The organism is Streptomyces sp. CA-111067, assembly GCF_050956065.1.
Classification (GTDB): Bacteria; Actinomycetota; Actinomycetes; order Streptomycetales; family Streptomycetaceae; genus Actinacidiphila.
The window spans coordinates 3682486-3703818 of sequence record NZ_CP192103.1 but is presented as its reverse complement, the minus strand read 5'-3'; the positions used below and the strand labels follow the sequence as shown (position 1 = coordinate 3703818).

The 21333-nt window shown below is 68.2% G+C and carries 12 protein-coding genes; 3 read left to right on the top strand and 9 right to left on the bottom strand.

Annotated elements, in window-relative coordinates; all coding sequences use genetic code 11:
* Window positions 1–282 precede the first annotated feature (282 nt).
* From drmB to ACQPW6_RS16025, 5 genes are all read right to left on the bottom strand, one after another.
* Window positions 283–2148, bottom strand: coding sequence for a DrmB family protein (gene drmB / locus ACQPW6_RS16045; RefSeq protein ID WP_433890320.1), 1866 nt, complete (start codon window positions 2146–2148; stop codon window positions 283–285).
* The gene (locus tag ACQPW6_RS16040; RefSeq protein WP_433890319.1) at window positions 2145–5402 is read right to left on the bottom strand and encodes a helicase-related protein; all 3258 of its coding nucleotides are present in this window, start codon (window positions 5400–5402) and stop codon (window positions 2145–2147) included. The genes drmB and ACQPW6_RS16040 overlap by 4 nt, the downstream gene beginning before the upstream one ends.
* Complete coding sequence (locus tag ACQPW6_RS16035) at window positions 5399–7303, bottom strand: UvrD-helicase domain-containing protein (RefSeq protein ID WP_433890318.1); 1905 nt, start codon at window positions 7301–7303, stop codon at window positions 5399–5401. Before ACQPW6_RS16035 ends, ACQPW6_RS16040 begins: the two co-directional genes overlap by 4 nt.
* Complete coding sequence (locus tag ACQPW6_RS16030) at window positions 7300–12060, bottom strand: DEAD/DEAH box helicase (protein WP_433890317.1); 4761 nt, start codon at window positions 12058–12060, stop codon at window positions 7300–7302. The genes ACQPW6_RS16035 and ACQPW6_RS16030 overlap by 4 nt, the downstream gene beginning before the upstream one ends.
* A 191-nt stretch (window positions 12061–12251) precedes the next feature.
* Window positions 12252–12455, bottom strand: coding sequence for a hypothetical protein (locus ACQPW6_RS16025; RefSeq protein ID WP_433890316.1), 204 nt, complete (start codon window positions 12453–12455; stop codon window positions 12252–12254).
* 553 nt (window positions 12456–13008) lie between these two features.
* Here ACQPW6_RS16025 and ACQPW6_RS16020 point away from each other — a divergent pair.
* The 3 genes from ACQPW6_RS16020 to ACQPW6_RS16010 are packed head-to-tail and all read left to right on the top strand — an operon-like array spanning window position 13009 to window position 17032.
* Window positions 13009–15165 carry a helix-turn-helix transcriptional regulator gene (locus ACQPW6_RS16020; protein ID WP_433894546.1) on the top strand — a complete coding sequence of 719 codons (2157 nt, stop codon included), beginning with the start codon at window positions 13009–13011 and terminating at the stop codon, window positions 15163–15165.
* Window positions 15162–16157, top strand: a complete 996-nt coding sequence (locus ACQPW6_RS16015; RefSeq protein WP_433890315.1) for a hypothetical protein — start codon at window positions 15162–15164, stop codon at window positions 16155–16157. Before ACQPW6_RS16020 ends, ACQPW6_RS16015 begins: the two co-directional genes overlap by 4 nt.
* Window positions 16154–17032 (top strand): DUF6339 family protein, encoded by an 879-nt coding sequence (locus tag ACQPW6_RS16010; RefSeq protein WP_433890314.1) that lies wholly within the window; start codon window positions 16154–16156, stop codon window positions 17030–17032. Before ACQPW6_RS16015 ends, ACQPW6_RS16010 begins: the two co-directional genes overlap by 4 nt.
* A gap of 17 nt (window positions 17033–17049) precedes the next feature.
* Here the strand turns inward: ACQPW6_RS16010 and ACQPW6_RS16005 are convergent, their stop codons facing one another.
* The 4 genes from ACQPW6_RS16005 to ACQPW6_RS15990 form a co-directional block, all read right to left on the bottom strand.
* Window positions 17050–18423: a DNA cytosine methyltransferase gene (locus tag ACQPW6_RS16005; protein WP_433890313.1), complete on the bottom strand. Its 1374-nt coding sequence runs from the start codon at window positions 18421–18423 to the stop codon at window positions 17050–17052.
* An 11-nt stretch (window positions 18424–18434) separates the two neighbouring features.
* Window positions 18435–19430 carry a DNA cytosine methyltransferase gene (locus ACQPW6_RS16000; RefSeq protein WP_433890312.1) on the bottom strand — a complete coding sequence of 332 codons (996 nt, stop codon included), beginning with the start codon at window positions 19428–19430 and terminating at the stop codon, window positions 18435–18437.
* Complete coding sequence (locus ACQPW6_RS15995; protein ID WP_433894545.1) at window positions 19427–19828, bottom strand: very short patch repair endonuclease; 402 nt, start codon at window positions 19826–19828, stop codon at window positions 19427–19429. The genes ACQPW6_RS16000 and ACQPW6_RS15995 overlap by 4 nt, the downstream gene beginning before the upstream one ends.
* Before the next feature lie 623 nt (window positions 19829–20451).
* Window positions 20452–21285 carry a helix-turn-helix domain-containing protein gene (locus tag ACQPW6_RS15990; protein ID WP_433894544.1) on the bottom strand — a complete coding sequence of 278 codons (834 nt, stop codon included), beginning with the start codon at window positions 21283–21285 and terminating at the stop codon, window positions 20452–20454.
* Between the last annotated feature and the right edge of the window lie 48 nt (window positions 21286–21333).

Here is a 21333-nt window from a genome sequence, read left to right as displayed (position 1 = left end):
ATCAGGCAGGACAGCACCAGACAGCACGACCAGGCACCACGCAACACGATCCCTCACGGTCTCGTAATGCGTAGGTCTCGGGTTCGAATCCCGAAGGCGGCTCCGGAAGACCCCAGGACTCACTCGCCGTGACCTGGGGTTTTCTGCTTCTCGGGCATGCCGAGCGGCGTGACGGGGACATCTTGCGTGCCGTGAGCAGCTCCGGACCTGCCTTCTCAGGCTCCGGAACCGGGGGGTGGCACATGGCGGATCACCATCGGTGCCGTGGCGGATGATTCGAGGTCACTGCCCCAGGACGTCCTCGAAGTAGCCGAGTCGAGGGTCGTCGGGGGTGCCGACGAGCAGGGCGCGGTCGAGCAGGATGTTGTTGTGCTCGCAACTCGTCTCCGGCAGCATCACGCAGGCGTGGCAGGCCGCCAGGTTGACTCCGCCGGCACCGGACGCCTCGGTCTCCATACAGAGCGGGTCCGAGGAACACCACTCTGCGCGGCGGACGGCCGAGCGCACCGTACGGCCGAGAGTCTCCGGTTCCCCCTGGGCGACCAGGCCACCCAGGCTGCCCGCAGAGTCGCTCGTCGCCGTGTAGACGAGCATCCCGGCCATCTCGTCGGCGGCGTACAGGCGTTCGCGCAGGGCCGCGGCCGGGTAACCCGCCTCCAGACTCCACTCGTTGATGAGAACGTGGGCCAGGGTGTGGAGCAGCACCATACGAGGGGTTGCGGGGGAGGGTACGACCCTGCTCGGGTCTTCGGCCCGCTGCTCCAGCACCCGCTGGTGGGCGGTACGCATCCGATCCACCCGGGCTGCCACCGCCACACTCTTCTCCCATGCGCCGAGTCGGTCCTCGTCCAATCGGAGGAAGACCCCCTCGCCCCGCACCTCCATGGCCGGGAGCCAGTGCAGGGGACGTTCCGACAGCGGCATCTCCATGGAGTCCGTTGTCGACTCGGCGTCGACGAGCCGGGTGAACGCCTTCAGGGCGCGCACCTCGCGAAGCTTCTTGACCAGCATCGGGCCGGTGACGCCGAGAGGGTCGAGCACACCCTGATCGCCCAGCGGGCCCTCACAGACGAACTGCTCGTTGTGGGAGTGCTCGCTCTCGTCATTGCCTGCGCGGAGCCGCTCGTACTCCTTGTTGCGCAGGGCGCGGTAGCGGTGGTCGAAGGTGGGGGCCGTCTCGCTGTCGGGGTCCTCCTCCCGCTCCGCGTCGAGGAGCGCCATCACCTCGTCCAGCGGCACCGGACACTTTCCCTTGAAAGCACCCTTGAGATAGATCTCGACCTGCTCGCGTGTGTCGTACTCGCGGAGCGCCGCCCAGTGCTCTGCGAGCGGATCCGACCGGCCGTCGCTCCACGGCGGGATGGAGAGCGCCGCCTTGAGCACCGGCTGCCACACCGCTGACGAGCCACGCTGCAACGTACGCAGGGGGAGACCGCACTCCTGGGCGAGAGCGGACCCCGCGAGCCACGGGCGGGTGCCTCGGCACGTGAGACCCAGGTCCTTGAGCGCGCGCCTGCGGAAAGAACCCTCCATCGAGACCTCCGGAGCCTGCCCGCAGGTGCAGGAGACGAGAATGGAGCGGAGAGACGAAGTGCGCCCGGTCGTACGCATCTTGAGCTTTCCTCCGCACTGTGCCGCCCGCGAGGCACCACGGTCCGTGGATCGGTGCACCCACTGCCAGTACGGGAACTCGCCGAGGTGGCCGGCTTCGCAGGCGACGACGAAACGGGAGGGGACCAGGTCGACCTCGCACGTGCCGCAGACGCTTCGCCCGGCAGGCGGATTGAAGTCGCGGTGCCGTTGCAGGTCGTTGCACTCGGGGCAGGAGTGCATCAAGGGGAATCGCCGGACGCGAAGGCCGTCCCTGCTGGTGTCGTCGGAAGCGGGTGGCAGCCGGAAGTAGTCGACACCGAGCACCCGGGCCAGGCGCCGTTCGTAGATCCTCGGGGACTCGTCACGGCTCCAGCTCCGCTCCGCCTCGTCGAGGCCCGAGACGATGAACGACTCGTGGTCGACGGCGATGAGAGATCCGACGCCGTACGTGGTGATCGCCTGGGCACGGCGGATCGCACCACGCCGCGGCAGGTTATGGGCGGGGGCGGCTCCGTTCGCGCCGGTCCGGCGGCGGCGGGCGGGGGGCGGGGTCATCGGGTTCCCTCCATGAACAGGGCGGTCTCGGCGTCGACGTCGCGCAGGCTCCACAAGGTGGCCCATGCCTCGGCGTCATGGGACTCGTCGTCGTACGCCTTCAGAAGTGAAGGGGTACGACTGCCCCTTCGACGCTCGAACAGCAGGTTGTTGTCGATCCCGGCCTCCTTGCACCACCACTCGACGAACTCGTCGAAGGCTCGGGACACGGCGTCGGTCTCCTCCGGGGCGACGGCCTCCACACGCTCCAGGAGGATCGATTTGATGCGCCCCCGGAGCACGTCCTCGTAGGACTCGACCTGGCCGGCGCCCTCGTCGGGTCGGGCGGCGGGGATCATGATGCGGGCGAGGGCGACGATCACCGCGTGCAGGCCCCGATCGCGGGCGCGGGCGGAGAACGGGGTGACGGACGTGGACTCGACCTCGCGGTACAGGGCCGAGTGGAAATGCTGAAAGCTCTCGTAGTGGGAGCGGTCGCGGGAACGCGTCGAGTTGAGCATGACCGCGACCAGGCCGGGGTGCGCGCGGCCCACCCGGCTGGTCGCCTGGATGTACTCGGCGGTCGTCTGCGGCTGGCCCATCACGGCCATGAGGCCGAGGCGGTCCACGTCCACGCCGACCGCGATCATGTTGGTGGCCAGGAGAACGTCCACGGTGTCGTCGCCGGGCAGCCGCTTCTCGATGCCCTTGAGGCGGGTGGGGATCTCGCTGGCGTCGATACGGCTCGTCAGCTCCGAGTAGTTGGCGACCGAGCGGACCTCCACTCCCTCGCGCTCCGCGAGCATCTCCAGATAGGCCACCACGTCGTCATGGACCTGGAGTTCGGCCGCGGACAGCAGTCGGAGGCTGTTGAAGTAGCCGACAAGACTCCAGTAGGCGTCGCGCACCTCGTCCTCCGCCTTCGACTGCTTGGCCCGGTGCAGCAGGGTGGCGTACGTGCGGATCAGGAGGGTGGACTGGCTGGTGCCGGGGGCCAGGAGGCCGACGTAGCGGCGGCTCGCCTTTTCCTCGCGTGGGGTCTCCACGGCGAACCACGAGTCGCGGGCGTCCAGACCGGCGGGCGGGAACTGCCGCACCTCGCGGGCGAAGAGGTGGTGGCCCTGATCGGCGGCGCGACGGATGGTCGCGGTGGAGGCGATCACCTTGGGCCGGTCGGCAAGTGCGTCCACGGCTGTCTCGTAGAGGCCGGTGAGCGTACCCAACGGGCCGGAGATCAAGTGGAGTTCGTCCTGCACGATCAGCTCAGGGGGCGGGGTGCCGCCGTCCGGGTCGTCGTCACGGTTGAAGAGAGCTGAGGTCGCGGGGCGCCAGGGCATCGACGCGAACTTGTCGACGGTGGCGATCACCAGGGTCGGCCGCGCGTCGTACACCGCCTCGTCGATGAGATGGACGGGCAGGCCGTCGGTGAAGTCGCAGCCCGTGCCTGGGCAGCGGACACGCATCCGCTTGGCGTCCTCGTCGACCTCGTAGTTCCGTGCGTCGAGACGGGTTCCGCACCACGGGCAGGCGTGCAGCTGGACGGGATTCTCGGTGGCGAGGCGCTTGTCGAGATTCCTTCGGAGCTCGTCGAGCTTCAGATTCGCCACGGCCAGCGTGTTGGGGGTGGCCGAACGCCCCACCCACATGCCGACGGAGAACTCCTCAGGGCCCAATTCGGGCGTCCGGCGCCGCATGCGCTCCATGGCGCAGAGCAGGATCGCCGCGCGCTCGAACTGCTGGAGGGTGAGCAGCCGCAGTGTGTACCGCATGAGGACAGTGACACCGCCGCCGTCCGCGCCCTTGCGGATACGGCGCAGGAACGAGGTGAGGGCGATCAGACCGAGGTAGGCCTCCGTCTTGCCGCCGCCGGTCGGGAACCACAGAAGGTCGGAGATCCGCCGGTCGCGATGCGAGCGGTCGTCGATGCCGGCCAGACAGAGGAGCACGAACGTGATCTGGAAGGGGCGCCAGCGACCGGCGGCCGGGTCGGGGGCGCCGACGCGTCCGTCCTTCACCCACTTGCTGCGGGCGCGTTGTTCGGCCATGGCCCGATTGGCGAGTCGGAAGGCCCTCATCAGATCGGGCTCGGTCCGCAGCAGCTCGATACCCTCACGGATGCGGTCGAGCGCCTCGCGGCAGGCAGTCACCTGATCCCGCGCCGGCTTTTCGTGCGGGCCGCCTGCCAGATCGTGCGCCTCGACCGACTTGCGGTCGATCCAATGCTCGTACCCGGTCGCGAGCCCTTCCAGAGCGGCCAGGACCTCGGTGTCGGACCGCTCGGCCAGCCCCAGCATGGACAGCGCCGAACTGTCGATCTCCGGGTTGGAATCGGTGAGCAGCACCTCCACGGAGGGCACGAACTGGGTCCGCACCTCAGGGACGGCGGGCGTTTCGACCTCGGTCATACCGATCGGCTGCGGAGTCCAGTCCCACTCGGCGGCGCAGCCGTGTCCGACTGCGAAGGTCGGGGCGTGGCGGTGCAGCAACCGACTCGTGGCGATCTCCGGGTCGTGATCGGCGGCCGGGGCGGGACGCTCGACGAACGCGGCGGAGCCGTCGGCGGCTCGGATCGTCAGACCGCACTGGAACAGGGAGAAGGCGTCCTGGAGATCCCACTCCCCGACCTTCTGCGTGTTGATCAACGTGACCGTGATCGTGACCGTGCCGTTGGCCCGGTCCGGACGCCGGACGTTGACGTGCAGCGCGGCTTCCGGGGCCAGCGTGATCCTCATTCGCGGATCCGGCCGGGTCACGTCGACCGTCTGGTCCGGGAGAGCGATTTCCCTGCGCCGCCACAGCTCCTGCTGCTCGGCGGTGGTACGGGCCTCGGCACGGCGGGCAGGGACACGCTTGCCGGCGGTATCGGTGGGCTCGTAGAGGGCCGCACGGGCCGAGACCATGATCGAACCGCTTATGGCGGGCCGGACCGCGAAAGTGAGACCCATCGAGGAGGGACGCCTGTCTCCCGAAGCGCCGACCTCCTGCGCCGTGCCGGACTCCTCGGAGTCCTCCCGGGCGATCAAAGGGGCGGCGTCCAGCCCTTGCTGTCCGTCGGCGTCGTCGTTCTGCTGCTCCTTCGTGTCCCTGTCTGCGGCGCGCGGGTACAGCACACCGGTCAGATAGCGGTCGATCGGTGCGTCCCGTGTGAGGATCTCACCCCGGTCCTCCGACTCGGAGTCCTCTGCAGGGCCCAGGAGTTCACGGCGGAGCCCCGCCAGAAGTTCCTCGTCCCGGACCCGGTAGTGCTCGGAGTGTCGGCCTGCCGGCTGTGTCATTCGCCCTGCTCCTCGTGGTTGTCGGCTCTCCGGTAGCGGCCGATGCCGGTGATCCGCGGCACGATCCACACACCTCGCTCCCCGAGGCCGGCGTTGGCGCCGGCGGCGGTGCTGCCCGTCACGGTCTCCAGGGTGTCGATCCGCAGGCCGTGGATCTCGTCGGGCCACCACGGGTCCCAGGTGCGGTTCACCTTCTGCACCTGGAACAGCTCCTCGCGAAACCTCTGCGAGGCCTCGCCGATCTCCCGTCCTTCGTGCACCAGGGCGTACGGCGGGCTCTCCGCCTCGCTCAGCGGCAGATCGTGACGCCTGCGCAGCAGAACCTCCTGACCGGGACGCACATGGTCCAGGAGATACGCCTGAGTGGCGACTGCGGCCGTCTGCCGGCCGGGCGGGTCGTCCCGGCTCACGTCACCAGGCTCGGCGACGATCCCGTACCTGTCGTACGACCGCCATGACCCGAGGTAGCGACGACCGTGGCGCCGGCCTCCCGCCCTCCTGAAGAGCGGCAGTTCGGGAGGGGGCATGTGGTAGAGATCCTGACGGGCACGTGTCATCGCCACGTACAGGGCGCGCGCCTCGGCAGGCAGGTCCAGTTCGTCCTGGTACCGCTTGCGGAGTTCGGCGAGGGCGACCGGCGTCAGGACGATCACCCGGTCGAACTCCAGGCCCTTGGCGCGGTGCACCGTCGAGACGACGACGGCGGACGTCTCCGGGTCGGCCGCCTCGTCGGGGAATCCGCCCGAGGCGACCGCCCGGCGCAACCGGTCCAGGTCCAGCACGCCACGTCCTGCTCCGCGCGCGGCCCGCCGCAGCACCGTCCACAGGGTGGTGGCGTCGGGTTCGTACGGGAGCGGGATGTCCGCGAGGAGCGTACGGAACCGTTCCTCGGTCAGGGCGTTCGCCTCGGTACGGCGCAGCAACTCGGCGACCCAGTAGGGCACCGGACGATCCTCCAGCGGGCGCCGCAGCCGGTGGTCGATGCCGTGCGCGTGCAGCAGGTGGGAGACCACGAGAGCCTGCTGGTTGTCACGGGTGAGGACGGCGCAGGTGTCGGAGAGGTTCCGCAGGCCGTCCAGGGTGAACTCGTCGTCCAGGCCGCCCATGCCGTTCGCCGGAGCCAGCAGGAGGTCGCGCAGTTCGTCGTAGAGCCTTCCGGCCTCGTCCTGATCGCCCAGTTGTTGGAGGCGGGGGCCGAGCGCCAGGGCGACTCCGGCCTCGGCGGTGGTGGCCCGGAAGTTCTGGGACAGGTGCAGCTCCACCAGGTCGTCGGGGTAGGAGCAGCGCAGCCAGTCGAAGAAGCGGCCGGTCTCGTCAGCGCGTTCTCTCAGGTTCTCGATCTGGAAGCCGTACACGGTCTGGGCCGCGTCGCCGACGATGGTGAAACCGCAACTGTCCTGGTACCGGTCGAGAAGCGTCTCAACCAACTCGCGGCGCTCACCCAGCAGGTCCTGCACCTCGTCGATCACGACATGAGCGGGTGGTACCGCGTCCCCGATCTCCAGCGCGCCCTTCGCGATCGCGCGGGACGCAGCGGCGATCCGCTCGTCGAAGCCGACCGTTCCCCACTCGGCGTCCGGATGAACCTGAAGGAGCACCTCATAGGCCCACGCGTCGAACGTTCGCGCGCGTACTCGGTGGGCTCGTTCCCCGTGCCAGGAGATCCGCTCGCGCAGCTCCCGGGCGGCGGCCCGGGAGAAGGTGAGCACCAGGATCTCGGCGGCCTCCAGCGCCTGCTCGGGATTCTCATGACCGCACAGCGCGTCGAGCCGGCGTACCAAAGTGTGCGTCTTTCCGGCACCGGCGCCGGCCGTTACCAGGACACGAGCGTTCCAGGGTTGGTCGACCACGGCCAGTTGCTCGTCGGTGAGCGGAGGGCTGTCCTGGTAGACGTCGGTCACTTCCGGCTCCAGAGGTGCTCGAACTGACTGAAGGCGAGGTGCGTGTCGAAGTTGGCGATGTTGTCGCTGACGTTGAGGATCAGACAGCTCTTCTTGCCGCCGTTCCGCGGTCCGCGCAGTCCGCGACCGATCATCTGCTGGTACACGTTGGTGCTGTAGACCGGTCGGGCCACGACCACGGCACGAGTGGCCGGAGCGTCGAATCCCTGGGTCAGCACACCGTAGTTGGTGAGTACCCGGATGCGTCCGCTTCGGAAGTTCTCGATGCGATTGCGACGGTCCTGCGAGTTGGTCGTCGAGTCCACGGCCGCGGACCGGACACCTTGGTCGTTGAACATGGCCGCCAGGTACTTGGCGTGGTCGACGGAGGTGGCGAAGAGCAGCGTCGGCCAGTCGTCCGGCAGTTCCGCCACCGAGTCGACGATGCGTCGACTGCGCGCGTGATCGTCGGCGAGCCGTTGCTCGGCGGAGCGGGAGAGCACGGCCATCCGATCGGCGTGTGTCCTCTCGTCCCGTGTGAGTTCGATACGACCGCCCTCGAGGGTGCGGTGCTCGACCTGGGCGAGCATCCCCCAGTCCTGGAGGTCGCGATACGGGTCGCCCGACGGGAAGACCCCTTCGTCGAGTCGCCGATTGCCGAAGCGACCGACCAGGCGGCGGGTCTCATCTTCGTTGGTGTTCCGGAACGGGGTGGCGGTCAGGCCGAGCAGGTGCCGGCCGGTCTCGTACTGAGTGAGTCCCAACTGGCCGAGGACCTGGGTGTACCGCTTGGAGATGGCGGTATGTGCCTCGTCCACGATCACCAGTGCGGCCTGGCGCAGCCAGGCGTACTGGTCGGTGCCCAGGCACCGCTCCAGCTTGGCGTCGGTGGCGACCACCAGGTGCGGGTGGTCGACGACGTTCCCGACCTCGTTGGCACTCAACAGCCGACTGATCGTCAGTGGCCGTTCCGCGCCGACCTTGCTCCAGACGAACTTCCAGCTCTGGACGGCCTGTTCGCACAACTCCTCGGTCTGCGCGATCCACAGCAGCGGGCCCTTGAGGTCACCGACCCGTTTCACCCAGCGGATCACGGCCTCGGCGGTGACCCGGGTCTTGCCGGCGCCGGTCGGCAGCGACAACATGCCGCGCTGGGGGGCCAGCCGGTCGAGCATGGTGGAGATGTTCCGTACCAGGTCCTCCTGGTACTCGTGCAGGCTCGGGAAATCGCGAGGGCCCTCGACGGTCTCGAACGGAGGCGGGGACGGGGTCCTCGAACCGGCGAACGCGACAGGCAGCCTCAATTCCGAGACGAACGCGATGGCCGCCGAAGAACCTCCGTATCCGACGGGGGCGTTGGGGAAGCGTGCCTGGATGTCCCGGACGTGCTGCTGGAGCACTCCGTCACCGTGCGCGTTGAACGCCATCTGCGCGATCCGGCGTCCGGACGGCTCCACCCCGTCGGTCGCCAGCAGCTCGGCCTCCATCAGTCCCTCGGGGAGGCCGGTCCGGAGAGCGTCCGCACCGATCAGCAGCTCGATCTTGGTCACCACGTCCTCGGCCTCACGCACCGCCTTCTGCGCCGCCTTCAGCTCGCTGTCCCGAGCCATACGGTCCTGGTGGTCCAGAACCGAGCGGCAACCGGCAGGACCGAGGCCCAGGCCGAGTTCGCGGTCGATGAGGCGCAGCATCGGTTCGGCGTCCAGCGGAACACGGACCTTGACGGTGCTGTCCTGGCGCACGGCGTCCAAGGGGGAGGTGTGCGTGCCGTTGGGCGTACGGGTGACCTCCTCCAGCTCGCTGCACCGTTGCACCGTGCTGTTGCGGTTCCCGCTGCTCAGACGCTGCCGCAGGGCGGGGAACAGCTCGACCAGCGGTACGGGGTCCCCCTCCGGCACCTCGCGGGTCTCCCGGCTGATCACGTCGGCGTAGCGGAGCATGCCCCACTTCTCGATCATCAACTCGGCGTCGGCGGCGGCCGGTACGAGCAGTGCCGGGAGTTGCTCGGCGCGCAGCGCCTGGTACTGAGTGGCTCCGACGGCGACGGTGATCTCACCGTCGGGTCGGGTTCCCCAGGCGTCGCCGATCCTGCAACGGGTAAGGGTGTCCTCGGGGAAGTCCGCACCGAACCGGGTCAGCATCACGTAGGTGGCGCCGACGAAGGAGTCGTCCTCGCTGCGGATCACCTCGTCGAGAAGGGTCTTCCATCGGTCGGCGGGAACCTCGTCGACGGTGGTCGGGAGTCGTAGCCTGCGGGCCTTCTCAGGAGAGATGTCGGCGACCGGCAGCACGTCCCGATAGCCGGCGAGTTGAGGTCCGACGGCCTCCTTGAGCGGCTTGATCCCCTGGGAGGTGGCGATCGTGCCGAACTTCCTCAGCATCCACCGGATCGGCGAGGTCACGGCCTGTCGGGTGTTGGCCTGTGCGCCGTACTGGCGCGTCCAGTTGTCCACCACGGCGTCGTCGGGCAGCACTTTCAGGAAGGCCGCGCGGGATTCCTCGGAGAGGGCGCGGAAGAGGTGGAGCGGGCCGCCGATCGCGGCGCCCTCGACCTTCATCCGGTTCAGTGCCGGGCGCGGGGAGCGACTGTCCAGGTCGCGCAGGTACGCCGCGTGGAGGGCTTCTCGGTACTCCACGAACCACGCTTCGTCCTCCTGGGGGCGGACCCCGCCGAACGGTCGTTCCCGCAGGTCGACCTGTGAGAAGAAGAAAGTGTCGTCGGAGTGGAACGCCATGTCGACCGCGATGCCCGGATCGCGCTTCGCATCGGCGACGACACCCGGCAGCATGCAGTCCTCGATCGGCCGGAAGCGGCGGCCGGCGGTCCGTACCCGAAGCGTCGAGCGCGGGGTGGGCACCCTCTCCAGGACCTTGTGGGTCAGCCGACGGACCCCGGCCTGACGGAACAGCTCCCAGAATCGCTCCCAGTCCGAGTCGCTGTAGTGGCCGAAGCCCTGATCCAGGACGCTGTCGAACCGGCCCTCGACATCGGCCTCCCGAATACCCAGGACGTCAAGGGCGCGAGCCAGCGAGGGGTCCTGGGCGAGCTCGGCCACCACGTACACCAGGGATTCGCGCAGTCCGCCCTGTTCGGCGCGGCGGTACACCTTGCCCTGCACGGGGGCGACGAGACCGTGCTCCTCGGTGAGGACGATGTGGGCCTTGCGGGCCTCCTCCAAGAACGGGGAACCGACATCGACCATGTCGGCGAGAATGCGGACCGCCGTCGCGGACGCCTCGGCGGTGCCGCTCTCGACGAGGGCCTCCAACCAGTCGCGCACATCGGCTCGTTCGTGCCTGGCCGCACCGAGGATGTGTTCGACCTTGCCGGAGCGCAGAGAATCCGCTTCGACGCTCGGATGCAGCCAGTCCGACGGACGGTGTGGGCACTCGTGCCACCACCGCAGCCACCGCAGCAGCGACTTCGAGTCCTTGGGACGAGGGTGCACTCGCAAGTCCGTCGGCACACGCAGCACACCGTTCTGGTCGGGGAGCGATGGGCGCACCGCGGTGCACCCCCAGATCTCCTCGGTCAGAAACTCGTCGGCCCAGCTGATCGCCTCCTTCACACGGCCGGGCAGCAGCGGGAGGTAGGCGGCCGGGTCCTCCGCGGGCGCCAGGGCGGGGAGCGACGCGACGACCAGTTGTGCCGCCGCCCGGATCATCTCCTGGTTGAACGGTGAGGAGTCCAGAAGGTTCTGTCTGTCCTCATTTGTCTTCCAGGCGCCGTTGAGGATGCCGCTCAGCGACATCTCGTACTTGGTCGGGAAGAAGGACCAGAACTTGCCGCGTCCGCGCGACCGCGGGCTGACGTACAGACCGCTCTCCGGGTCCTTCGTCAGCGCGGGGACGCCCCAGGCGAGGTCGAGGGAGAGCCGGTCGTGCAGTTCTCCGGCGTCCGCGCGGGCGTGCCGACCGGGTTCGTGGGTGGTGGTGAACACGCGCCAGCGTTCGGTGGCGACGGCCTTCCCGGTCCGCTCCTCGACCACGGTGTGCAGGCCGCCGGTGTGCTGGGTGGTCAGTGTCCGACGGGCCAGGGGCCGTGGCCGGCGGTCCTCCAGCACGACCTTCGCCACGTGCGGCGAGAAGAGTTGGAAGCCGACCGGGAACTCCTCGCGGGGCTCGCCGTGGTCCTTGGCGCGTCCACCGTGCATGTCCCGGCCCAGCCGGTCGTCCGCCTTCGGGAGCAGGGGCAGACGAACGACGGTGGTGGCCCAGTTCAGCAGCTCGTTCAGGACGCGATCGGAGGCACGCTCGGCCTGCACGTCCAGCGGCCGGGCCATCCGCAGCACGGGGGCGTCGAACGTCGGGCCGTAGCGCTCCGTCACGCCCGGCACGGCCCTGATCTGCTCGTACGACCAGGCCCGGTCGAACCCGAAACTTCCGGTGCTGCTGAAGAATTCCGGCGCATCGGTCACCACGAGAACCGATTTGACGCCCACCCCGAAACGCCCGATCTGGCCGCCACGCTTCTTCGACATGCTCATCCGGAGAATTGTCTCCGCGCCTTCAGGGGTCACCGGATGGCCCTCGTTCGCGCAGTACAAGTGGGTTTCTGTGAGGACGACATGAACTCGCCCGCTCGACGCGTCGGACATTTCGTCCGCCGCGTTCTGGACGAGCTCGAAAAGCTGGCGGTCGCCGTATCCGCCCTGAGTGATACGGCGCTCTCCATTGGCATGTTCGGCCACGAGGCCAGGGTCCACGGCGTACGTCTGCAGAACACGCGAGGACTGTTCGAGAACGGTCTGAACAACCGAAGAGGACGATGACGGCACTGCTTCTGCGCTCCTGGGTGTCAAAGATCCGGACGCTGGAGGGAACACGGGCCGGCCCCCGGCTCGCCGGCCGGCCCGTGTTCGTCGTGGCGCTGGGCGTTGTTTTCCACAGTGCCTTCGTGAAGCGGAGGGTTCGCGGTGAAGCCGTCAGTCGTTGTGAGACCGAGACTTCGGGCCTGTGACGTGCTGAATCAGGCCGGAGGAGCGGTCTCGTCCGGCAGCCCCTGGGCCACCTTCGCCAGGACGGGGAACCTGTCGGCTAAATCCACCTCGGACAGGTTGAACTCGTGGAGAATCACCTGGACCTCGGCCTTGCTTCCTGCCACCCTGATTGCCAGGTCGAATGCGCTCGACTCCCGGAGCGAGTCCAACGACTCACTGTCCTGCTCATTCATCCGGTCCCCCTGTCGGTTTGCATGACGTACTGCACAAGGGGTGTATTCGGGCACACATCCCCCGTGTGAGAAAAGCTGATGATCTGAGATCGGAGTGAGTCTGTCTTCCGCTGGAACAAGCTAGTGGATGGCGGTCTCGTGCGGCCAGTCCTTTTCGGGAGGCTTTTCGCTGTCGGGGATCTCGTGGAGCTCCGTGGAGGCGTTGGGGGACCGGGCGTCCAGGTTTTGGCCGCACTTCTCCCCTGGCCGCCCGGTCCCCCCGATTTTGGGTTCTGCGAGCGGGATGGATACCCATCGCGACGAGCCTAGCCGCTTTTCTCCTGAGTCCGCAACCAGAACTCCCGCTCGAATTAAGTGAGGTGATCGGTTCCATTTGCGGAAGTGCCACATACGGGTTGAGAACCGGTCATTCGGGACAAGTCGGCCAGACTGACTGAAGTGGTTCGAGCGATCCGAGCGATCAACTGTTGGTTGACGCTGACGTGCCTGTCAAATTAGCCTCGTGACCCACACCGTGCGATCGGCATGGGACACCGAGGAGAGCAGGCGGGGCGTGGAGACAGGTGAGGAGTTCGGGCCCTGGTTGGCCCGACAGCTCAAGCTCGCAGGGAAGACGCAGGCCGAACTGGCCGATGAACTCGAGCTCACTCGGGCTGCTGTGTCCGCATGGATCACCGGTCGATCGACGCCCCGCCCGACCGTCATGGCGGACATCGCCAGAGCGCTCGGCACGGATGTGGGAACGGTGCACACCCGCACCACCGACACCCAGGCCGGCCTCCCGGTCACCTGGTACCACCGCCCCGGCTACCTCGACGGCGGGCGCGACCTGGGCAATGCCGCGGCCTTCGCCTTCGACGCCGACGTGCAGGTTCTCGCGCGTGAGACGTGCCAGAACAGCCTGGACGAGCGGCTGAGGGGGAACGGCCGCCCGGTCAAGGTCCGTTACACCCTGCACGAACTCACCGGCGAGGCACTGGACGCCTTCCGTGAGGCGATCCTCTGGAACGACCTCTTCCCGCACTACTCCGCCGTCTCGGAGACCGCCGGCAACCAGAAGGTCGGTCGGGTCGTGGACGCCGGTGTGCGCGACATGTACGAGAAGGGCCGCCTGGTCCTGCTGCGCGTCGACGACTACAACGCCTCCGGGCTCATCGGCGACGACTACTCGGACGGCAAGTTCGCCGCCGTGGTCAGACGCCAACTGGAGAGCCTCAAGTCCGGTCCCGGCGCGGGTGGTTCGTACGGCCTCGGCAAGGCGACGCTGTGGGCCACCAGCGCCCTCGGGCTGGTGCTCATCAACTCCACCCTCTCCGTGCCGCACGAGGGACGAACCGAGCGACGGGCCATCGGCCGTCTCGAACTGCCCTGGCGTGAGGTCGACGGCGAATCCTACGCGGGTCCCGCCTGGTTCGGGCGCCCTGATCCCGACTCGCCGGGTGCCATGGTCGCCCGTTCCTGGTGGGCGGACGAGGAGACCATGGAGAGCCTGTACCTGACGCGGGAGACCGACGAACCCGGTACGTCCTTCCTCATCGTCGGCGCGCACGACGTGGCCGGCCAGGCGGTGAACTCCTCCGACCTCGACGACGTGCCCCTCGGTCCGGAGGAGGAGGGCGATGAGGACACGCGCGACATCACCAGGATGCACGCGCGACTGGTCGAGGCACTGGGGCGTGACTTCTGGGCCGCGATGACCGGCGGAGGCAGCAGGCTCCCCCTCCTGGAGGTCTCCGTCCGTGCCCTGCGGAACGGCAAGGAGGTCGTGGCGGAGCAACAGGTGGACCCGTCTGTCGAGCAGCCCTCCCGGACCCGCGCCCTGAGGGCGTACTACGAGGGCACCACGGTGAGTCGCCTCACCGAGGCCGGGCAGGTGGCGGCGAGCAGCGTCCCACTGAAGCTGCCGTTGTCCGGAGGCGCCCACGGGACGTTCGGTACGCATCAAGCCGTTCTGCTCGTCACCGACGCCGAGGGGGACAGGGACGGGGCGAAGAACCGGATGCACTCGCTGCGCGGCAACCGCATGACCGTCAAGAGGACCGTGGTTCCGAGGCTGCCGAACAGCACCAATCCTTTCCAGGCCGTCCTGCTGGTGGGTGAGGCAGCCGGAGAGACGGCCCCTTTCGCGAACGAGGCCGAGGAGTTCCTGCGTGCGGCGGAACCCCCCGAGCATGATCGTTGGGGCCAGACGGAGGAGCTGACGCTGCGGTGGTCGCCGTCCGCTTACCGGCGGATCAACGCGCTGACCACCGAGGCCAACAATGCGGTGCGAGAACTCGTCGCACGGCCGAAGCACAGCGGCGGCGAAGGCGGTGAGGCCCTGCGCAAGGCATTGACGGTGCGAACGAGGCCCAAGGCAAAGACACCCACCGGCCCGGTGGTTCCGGTCCTTGACGGACTCGACGCGACGGTCGGCGACGGCGGCGAGTGGCAGATCACCGGCGAGGTGAGCATCCCGCGTGGCGACGAGATCGTCCCGATGGTGCCGGTCGCCCAGTTCGACGTGCGCTCGGGAGGCCGTCCCAGGCTGGACTGGGCGGAACTCGTGGGCGTCGAGGGCTGCGAGGCGGAGAACGGAACACTGCGCTTCACACCGGGCGCGCGGCGAGCGAAGTTCCGAGGAACCACCGACGTCACCAGCCACCCGGTCCGGACCACTCTCACCCGTCTTGTTGTCGAACTCCGTGTCGGCAAGGGGAGTGACGCGTGAAGTTCTATCCGTACAAGCGACTCAACCGGGCGGTCACGCTCAGGGTGACCTCGGTCTCCCTCAAGCTCTCCGACGGTACCCGCGACCAGTTGGAGACCACCGCCTACTCGACTCAGCAGCAGGCTGTCGCGCTCGGCATCGCGGGCCACACGGACTGGGTGAGCGCCACGATCGGCCTTTCGGCGACGCTGCCGCCCGGGGCGAACGCGCCGGACGCGCCCTGGTCGGATCTTTGTGTCCTTGCCGTGCTGACGGACGGCGAGACCAATGTCCGTACCTCCGCGAAGCTCACGCTCGACGCGGAGGACGGCCGGGACTGGTCCGGCTCGCTGGAGGTGTTCCGTGACGATCACCTGGGTCGGGCCTCCCTCGCCGTGTACGCCGTCGGGACGGTGGAAGAGGTACGCGGACGGTCGGTCGCCGAGACCGACCGGAGCTGGATCATCGACACGGTTTCCGACGAGCCGGTCCATGGGCTCCAACTCGACGTCCAGAAGGCGTCGTTCAGGAGAAGCTCCCGGGAGTGGCTCCAGGCCTACACAGACGCGCCCTGGATCGTGGACACCTCGGCCAGAGTCCCCACCGTGTTCGTGAACACCGATGTAGAAGGCGTCATCGACCTGTTGGACAGCAGCGGCTCGGGTGTGGACAGCAAGGTGCGGGACCTCCTGGTCGCCCAGATGGCCACCGATGTCTGGACGGCGGTGTTTCACGGCGCCATCGGCGATCTGGAGGTGGAGCCCGCCGGCGGGCCGGTCTTCCCCACCGACTGGCAGGGTGACGTGCTGCGGGAGATGCTCCCCGACGTGATTCCCGGCGTCCATGTCGAGGAGGCCCTGCGGCAGGTCCATCGCCGGCGCACCGGCGACTCGGGCTGGGTGGAACTGCAGACGCGTATCCATTACGCGGCGGTCCGTCGTGCCGATGCCTCCAAGGCGCTCGGCTATGTCATCCGCAGTCTGGAACAGATGAACCGGGAGAGCGAGACGTGATCGACCGACCGAACCACGTACCGGAGCGCCTGGGGCTGCTCGCCACCTCCGCCGTCGATCCGTTCCTCACCGAGGAACTGCTCAAGGGCGAACAGGTGCACGGCGGCATCGATCTCGCCAAGGTCGTCGAGCCGCTCCCCGAGGACGACGCCAGGTGGCAGGTCGAGCCGATCCGGAGCCTGGTGGAGGACGCCATGTTCGAGTTCCGGGAGGACCGCACCCGAGCCGACGTATGGCTCGCGCCACGGTTCCATGCCACGCTGCGCCTGACGCGACGGGAAGCAGCGGACAAACGTCTGTGGAATCACTTCGCCCTGGCCGTGGCCCCGGACTATGTGGTCTGGCGGCACCTGTCGGAGCCGACGGCGAACAGGCCGCAAAGGCGTGTCGCTGCCGAGCGTTTCCGTGGCCCGGCGGATCGTCAGTGTTTCTCCCGCCTGTGGTGGGCGGCCGAACTCTTCAGAAACGGGTCGGACTACGAGCCGGTCGAGGTCGCCTGCGGAAATCAGGACCTCATCCACACCGTTCTCCGGAGCGAATTGATCGATCACCGTCCCACCGCCCAGGCGTTGGTCCGTCTTCTGAAGAACGGACAGGTCTCCGGCGGACGGGAGGTCAACGGCCTCAGCGTCGCGATCAACGCGGCGGGAGCGACCTTGGCCTACGACGTCCTGGCGCCGGACCGGCCCCGCGACTCCGCCCCTCTGCGGGACTGGATCGCGGAAGCGGAATCGGCGCCACCGGTCCAGCGGTACGAACTCCCGAACGGGCCCGACGAGGACCCCGTCCCGGAGGAATCCGTGGCCGCGCTCACCGACTACTTCGCGGAGCTGTTCGAGACCGCGCCGATCAGGGGCAGGAAAAGCGGGGACTGACCTGAGCCGTGCTCGGGCTACTTTGCCGACGCTTTTTTGTCCTTGCTCTTACGAGGGCGCACGGAGGAAGGGGGCGGCACCTGGTCCTCGGGGCGCGGGCAGCTGTCGGTGCAGGCGTCGGCGGCCCCGCAGCCGTCGCTGCGCAGCTTGGCCCGCTGTTCCTCCGTGGCCGGTTGCCACGGCTTCCTCAATGCCTCCGGGTCCGGCCTGGGAAGCCCCAGAGCGGCGCTCAGCAGGTGCGTGCCGAAAAGTGGCGGTACGGCATTGCCCACTTGCTGGGCCTGCGCCGTGGACGACCACGGATAGTCCGGCGGGAAGCTCTGCAGCATCCCGGCCTCGTTCATGCTGAACCGTGCGCCCTCGTAGAGGACACTTTCGTCGAGGTGTTGGAAGACCACGAAGCGGCTGATCTTGCCGGTGACGGTGAAGGCGGGCTGCTGGTCGCTTCGTACGCCTCGTCGCCCCGGGTTGCTGGAGCTGCCGTAGTTCGAGCGAACCAGGAACGGAGTGCGGCGTCCCGGATGTGAGCCCACCCGGTTTGCGAGGGCATCACCCATCGATCTCCAGGGCTGAAGGCCCTGGTCCCCTGTTGCCCGGTGCTCCTCGGCCGCCGGCTCGGTGTCGTCGTAGAGGGTCGCCTGGTGGACTTGGCCCGCGGCCTTCTTCCCGTTCCTCCGATTCCATTCCTTGGCTTCGTAGGAACGGTGAGTCGGCGAGGGAAGCGAGGGTTCACCCAGCCCTTCACGCCGAGCGATCAGCACCGCGCGGGATCGCGTCTGCGGAACTCCGTAGGTCTCGGTGTCCAGGACATCGACGACGACCTTGTACCTGGTCCCGTCGGGTAGCCCTGTCTCCTCCAGCACCTTGGCATAGTGTTTCCAGAGTGCCTCGACCTCGCGGACCTGCTCCAGGACGATGACGTCGTACGGCCGGTGCTCCCGGTTCGGGCTCCGGGTCGCCTGGATCGCGTATCGGAGAGGTTCGAGGACGAGTGCGGTGCGCGGATCGGGGAGAGTCTTCAGGTCCTCGTCGATTTCCTGGTCGGACTCACCCGCCATCAGCCTCTCGATGTACTTCTTGACCCGGTCCAGGGCTTGGCGTCCGGCCCCGTGGCCGGCGACCGAGTACGTCTGGCACGGAGGGCCGCCTGCGAGCACGTTGACGTCCGGCGGCAGCGTCTCGAAGGAATTCCTGCGCACCGCGCTCACGTCGCCGTGCAGGGTCTCCAGCCCGGCCGCGTATCGCGTGAGGCACGCACTTCTGTCCCACTCGATACCGAGACTCGGGATGTCGAGCGCGTGCCCGGCGACATCCAGCCCTCCGGGTCCTGCGAAGAGGTCCAGGACAAAGGGCTTGTCGAGGATGGGTCGGTGGTGCGCCGAGCTGGTCATGTGGCCGAAGTCTAGCCGGCCGCGGGGGCTCCCGGATCCGCATTCAACGCTTCGGCGACGGCTCGTCCCAACGACTCTCCGACCGGCGGTGGGGTCGCGTGCCCGATCTGACGGTACCGGGCGGTCTTGAGTCCGGAAATCCGCCACGCTTCGGGGAAGCCTTGAAGCAGGGCGGCCTGATCCACCGTGATCTTCACGAGTCCGTCGTCCCCGAGTGACGGATCCCACGTGAAGTCAGGGCCCGGCGGCTCGTTCCCGAACGACTTCGTGTAGACCCCCATGCGTCGCCATTTGGCCTTTGTGCCGCTCGGCCCGAAGTCAGGGCCTCCGTGTGTCTTGGATCCGCCCACCAAGGTCGGCGCCACACTCGTCGCCTGGGCCACCCAACGGTCGGCGTCCGGCCAGCCGCGGGAACGCATCGACGATGCCAGCGCCTCTCCGACCGATACGGGCTCGTGGACGGTGGGGCGGGGCTGTCGGAAGACACCCGCCCACTGCTGTTTCACGGCAACGAGGATGCCTTGCATACGGTCCTGGGGCACTCCGAAGTCGGAGGCGTTCAGGATGAACCAGATCAGTTCGTAGCCGAGGTGCTCCAGCTCTTTGTGGAGGAAGTCCCGTATCGGCGCCAGGGAGTCCTGGTCGACCAAGGTGGGCACGTTCTCGATGATCAGTGCGCGTGGTTGGACGGCGTGGACGAGGTAGGCGGTCGCCTCGATGAGACGCAACTCGGTGTCCGACGACCGGCGTGTCACTGTTGCGCTCGACTTCACCCTGGGCAGTCCGGCGGCCAGCAGATCGACGTCGTACACCTCGGGGTGGTCCACGGGATCGAAGCCGAGAAGGTCCGCATTCAGCACGTTCCAATGCGGCCGGTTGGCATTGAGCGTGTCGCAGGCAGACGACTCGTTGTCCAAAAGGAGTCGCGGCGTGAAGCCCGCTCGTTCCAGTCCCAGAGCGAGCCCACCCGCCCCCGAGCACACATCGACGAAGCTCAGTCCGCTCAACGATTCCTCCCCGGTTCCCGCCGGCCCCTCCGCCGCTCCACCGCCGCCGCGACACGGAGGGCCACGTCATCCGGTGCTTCATGCTCCCAGAAGCGCAGTACCTCCCAGTCGGTCTCTGTGAGGTGCTCCGTGGTCTCCGCGTCACGTGCCATGTTGCGGTCCAACTTCTGCCGCCACCACTCTGCGTTCGCCTTCGGCTGCGTCGCGTGTTCTGGGCAGCCGTGCCAGAAACATCCGTCGATCAGGACGGCTACTTTGACCGAGGTGAACGCCACGTCGATCCGGCGCCGCGCCATGCCTGGCACCGGGTACTCCACGCGGTACCGCAGGCCCGCCGCGTGCAGGATGCGTCGAACCTGCAGTTCGGCGGCCGTGTCCTTGCTCGCCTGGCTGCTCATGCGGGCTGAGACGGCGGGCGACGACGGCTTCATGGTGCTCACGGCGGCTGTGCCTCACGATCGTGGCTCGATCCCGACGACATCCGGGTCCGTACGGTCGAGCCGCCGGACTACGAATGTTGTGTTGATTCCATCATGGGCCCGAGCCTGCCGCACCGGATTCAGGCCGTCGTCCCGTACCGCCGCAGGCAGCCTCGGGAACCGTGGAGAGGCGATCGAGGAAGGCGAGGTGGCCCTCGGTGAACGCCCGTAAGCGGACTGGGGCCGCCTGATTCGCTGTGGTCATGGCAACCGGTATCGGCCGCCGAACACTGAGGCTATTACCTGGGGGGAATTGGTGGGGGCTTCTGAGTGGGGAGGATCGGGCTCCTAGGCGTTGGGCGGGAGGAGGCCGGGATGATGGGGAATGATCCGCAGTTTTTGGCTGATCGCTTTGCTGCGCAGTGGAATCTGGGCGATCGGGGTGAGCGGCGGGCGGTTATTGAGGGGCTTTGGGCGGTGGACGGGGTTCATTTGCTGCATCCGCCCGTGGAGATTCGGGAGATTGCTGCCGGGCTCGGGTTTGATCACTCGGTTTTGGAGGCTCGGGGGTATGACGCCATCGAGATTCGGGTGGCGCGGAGTTATGAGCGGTTTGTGGAGGGGTTGGGGTTCACCTTCAGGGCACGGCCCGGGGCGGTGCGGGTTGACGGGGTCTGACCCGCGGCTGTGCAGGCTGTTGCCCAGGCGGGGGACGCGAGTGCCTCGGACGTTTCCGGGTCGGACGGTAGGAACGCCTCCAGTTTGAGTTCGGCGAGTGTCACGTCCACGGCGGTCGCGAACGTCGTCACCGTCGTCATCAGGTGCAACTCGCCGTAGGGGGAGGCCAGGTGGAGGGGGACCGCGAAACCCAGGTGGCCGGCGGACGGTTCCAACTCGGGCACGTACGCGGCCAGTTCGGCGCGCAGTTCCTCCAAGTGGTCCAGGCGGGCCAGGATGTGGCGGGACCATTCGGCGAGGTTGCGGATGCGGGGGGCGAGGCCGTCGGGGTGCAGGGCGAGGCGGTAGGCGTTCGTGCCGGGGCCGAGGAGTTCGGGGGCGGCGCCCTCGGTGAGCGCGGCGAACGCGGTGTTCGCCGCGATCAGGTCGCCGCCCCGGTCCACCACCAGGGCGGGGTACGGGAGATGGCCGCGGAGGATGTGGTCGATCGCCGTGCGCACCGGGGCCAGCACCGGATCGTCGAGGGAGCTCTCCGGGTAGGCGGGCGCGTAACCGGCCGCCAGCAGCAGCTCGTTGCGCTCCCGCAGCGGCAACTCCAGGGACTCGGCGAGGCGAACGACCATGTTCCGGCCGGGGACGGACCTGCCGGACTCGATGAAGCTGAGGTGGCGCTGGCTGGTGCCTGCCCGCAGTGCCAGGTCGAGTTGGCTGAGGTGGCCGCGGGTGCGGCGTTCGCGCAGTGCGCGCGGGAAGTCCACGGGCCGGTTGTAGTCCACGGGCCAGTTGTAACGGTGCCGGCGAGGCCC

What these genes read in the sequence shown, in the direction of transcription:
- drmB (WP_433890320.1), bottom strand. Translation starts at nt 2,148, where the DNA reads ATGACCCCGCCCCCCGCCCGCCGCCGCCGGACCGGCGCGAACGGAGCC.
- ACQPW6_RS16040 (WP_433890319.1), bottom strand. Translation starts at nt 5,402, where the DNA reads ATGACACAGCCGGCAGGCCGACACTCCGAGCACTACCGGGTCCGGGAC.
- ACQPW6_RS16025 (WP_433890316.1), bottom strand. Translation starts at nt 12,455, where the DNA reads ATGAATGAGCAGGACAGTGAGTCGTTGGACTCGCTCCGGGAGTCGAGC.
- ACQPW6_RS16005 (WP_433890313.1), bottom strand. Translation starts at nt 18,423, where the DNA reads ATGACCAGCTCGGCGCACCACCGACCCATCCTCGACAAGCCCTTTGTC.
- ACQPW6_RS15995 (WP_433894545.1), bottom strand. Translation starts at nt 19,828, where the DNA reads ATGAGCAGCCAGGCGAGCAAGGACACGGCCGCCGAACTGCAGGTTCGA.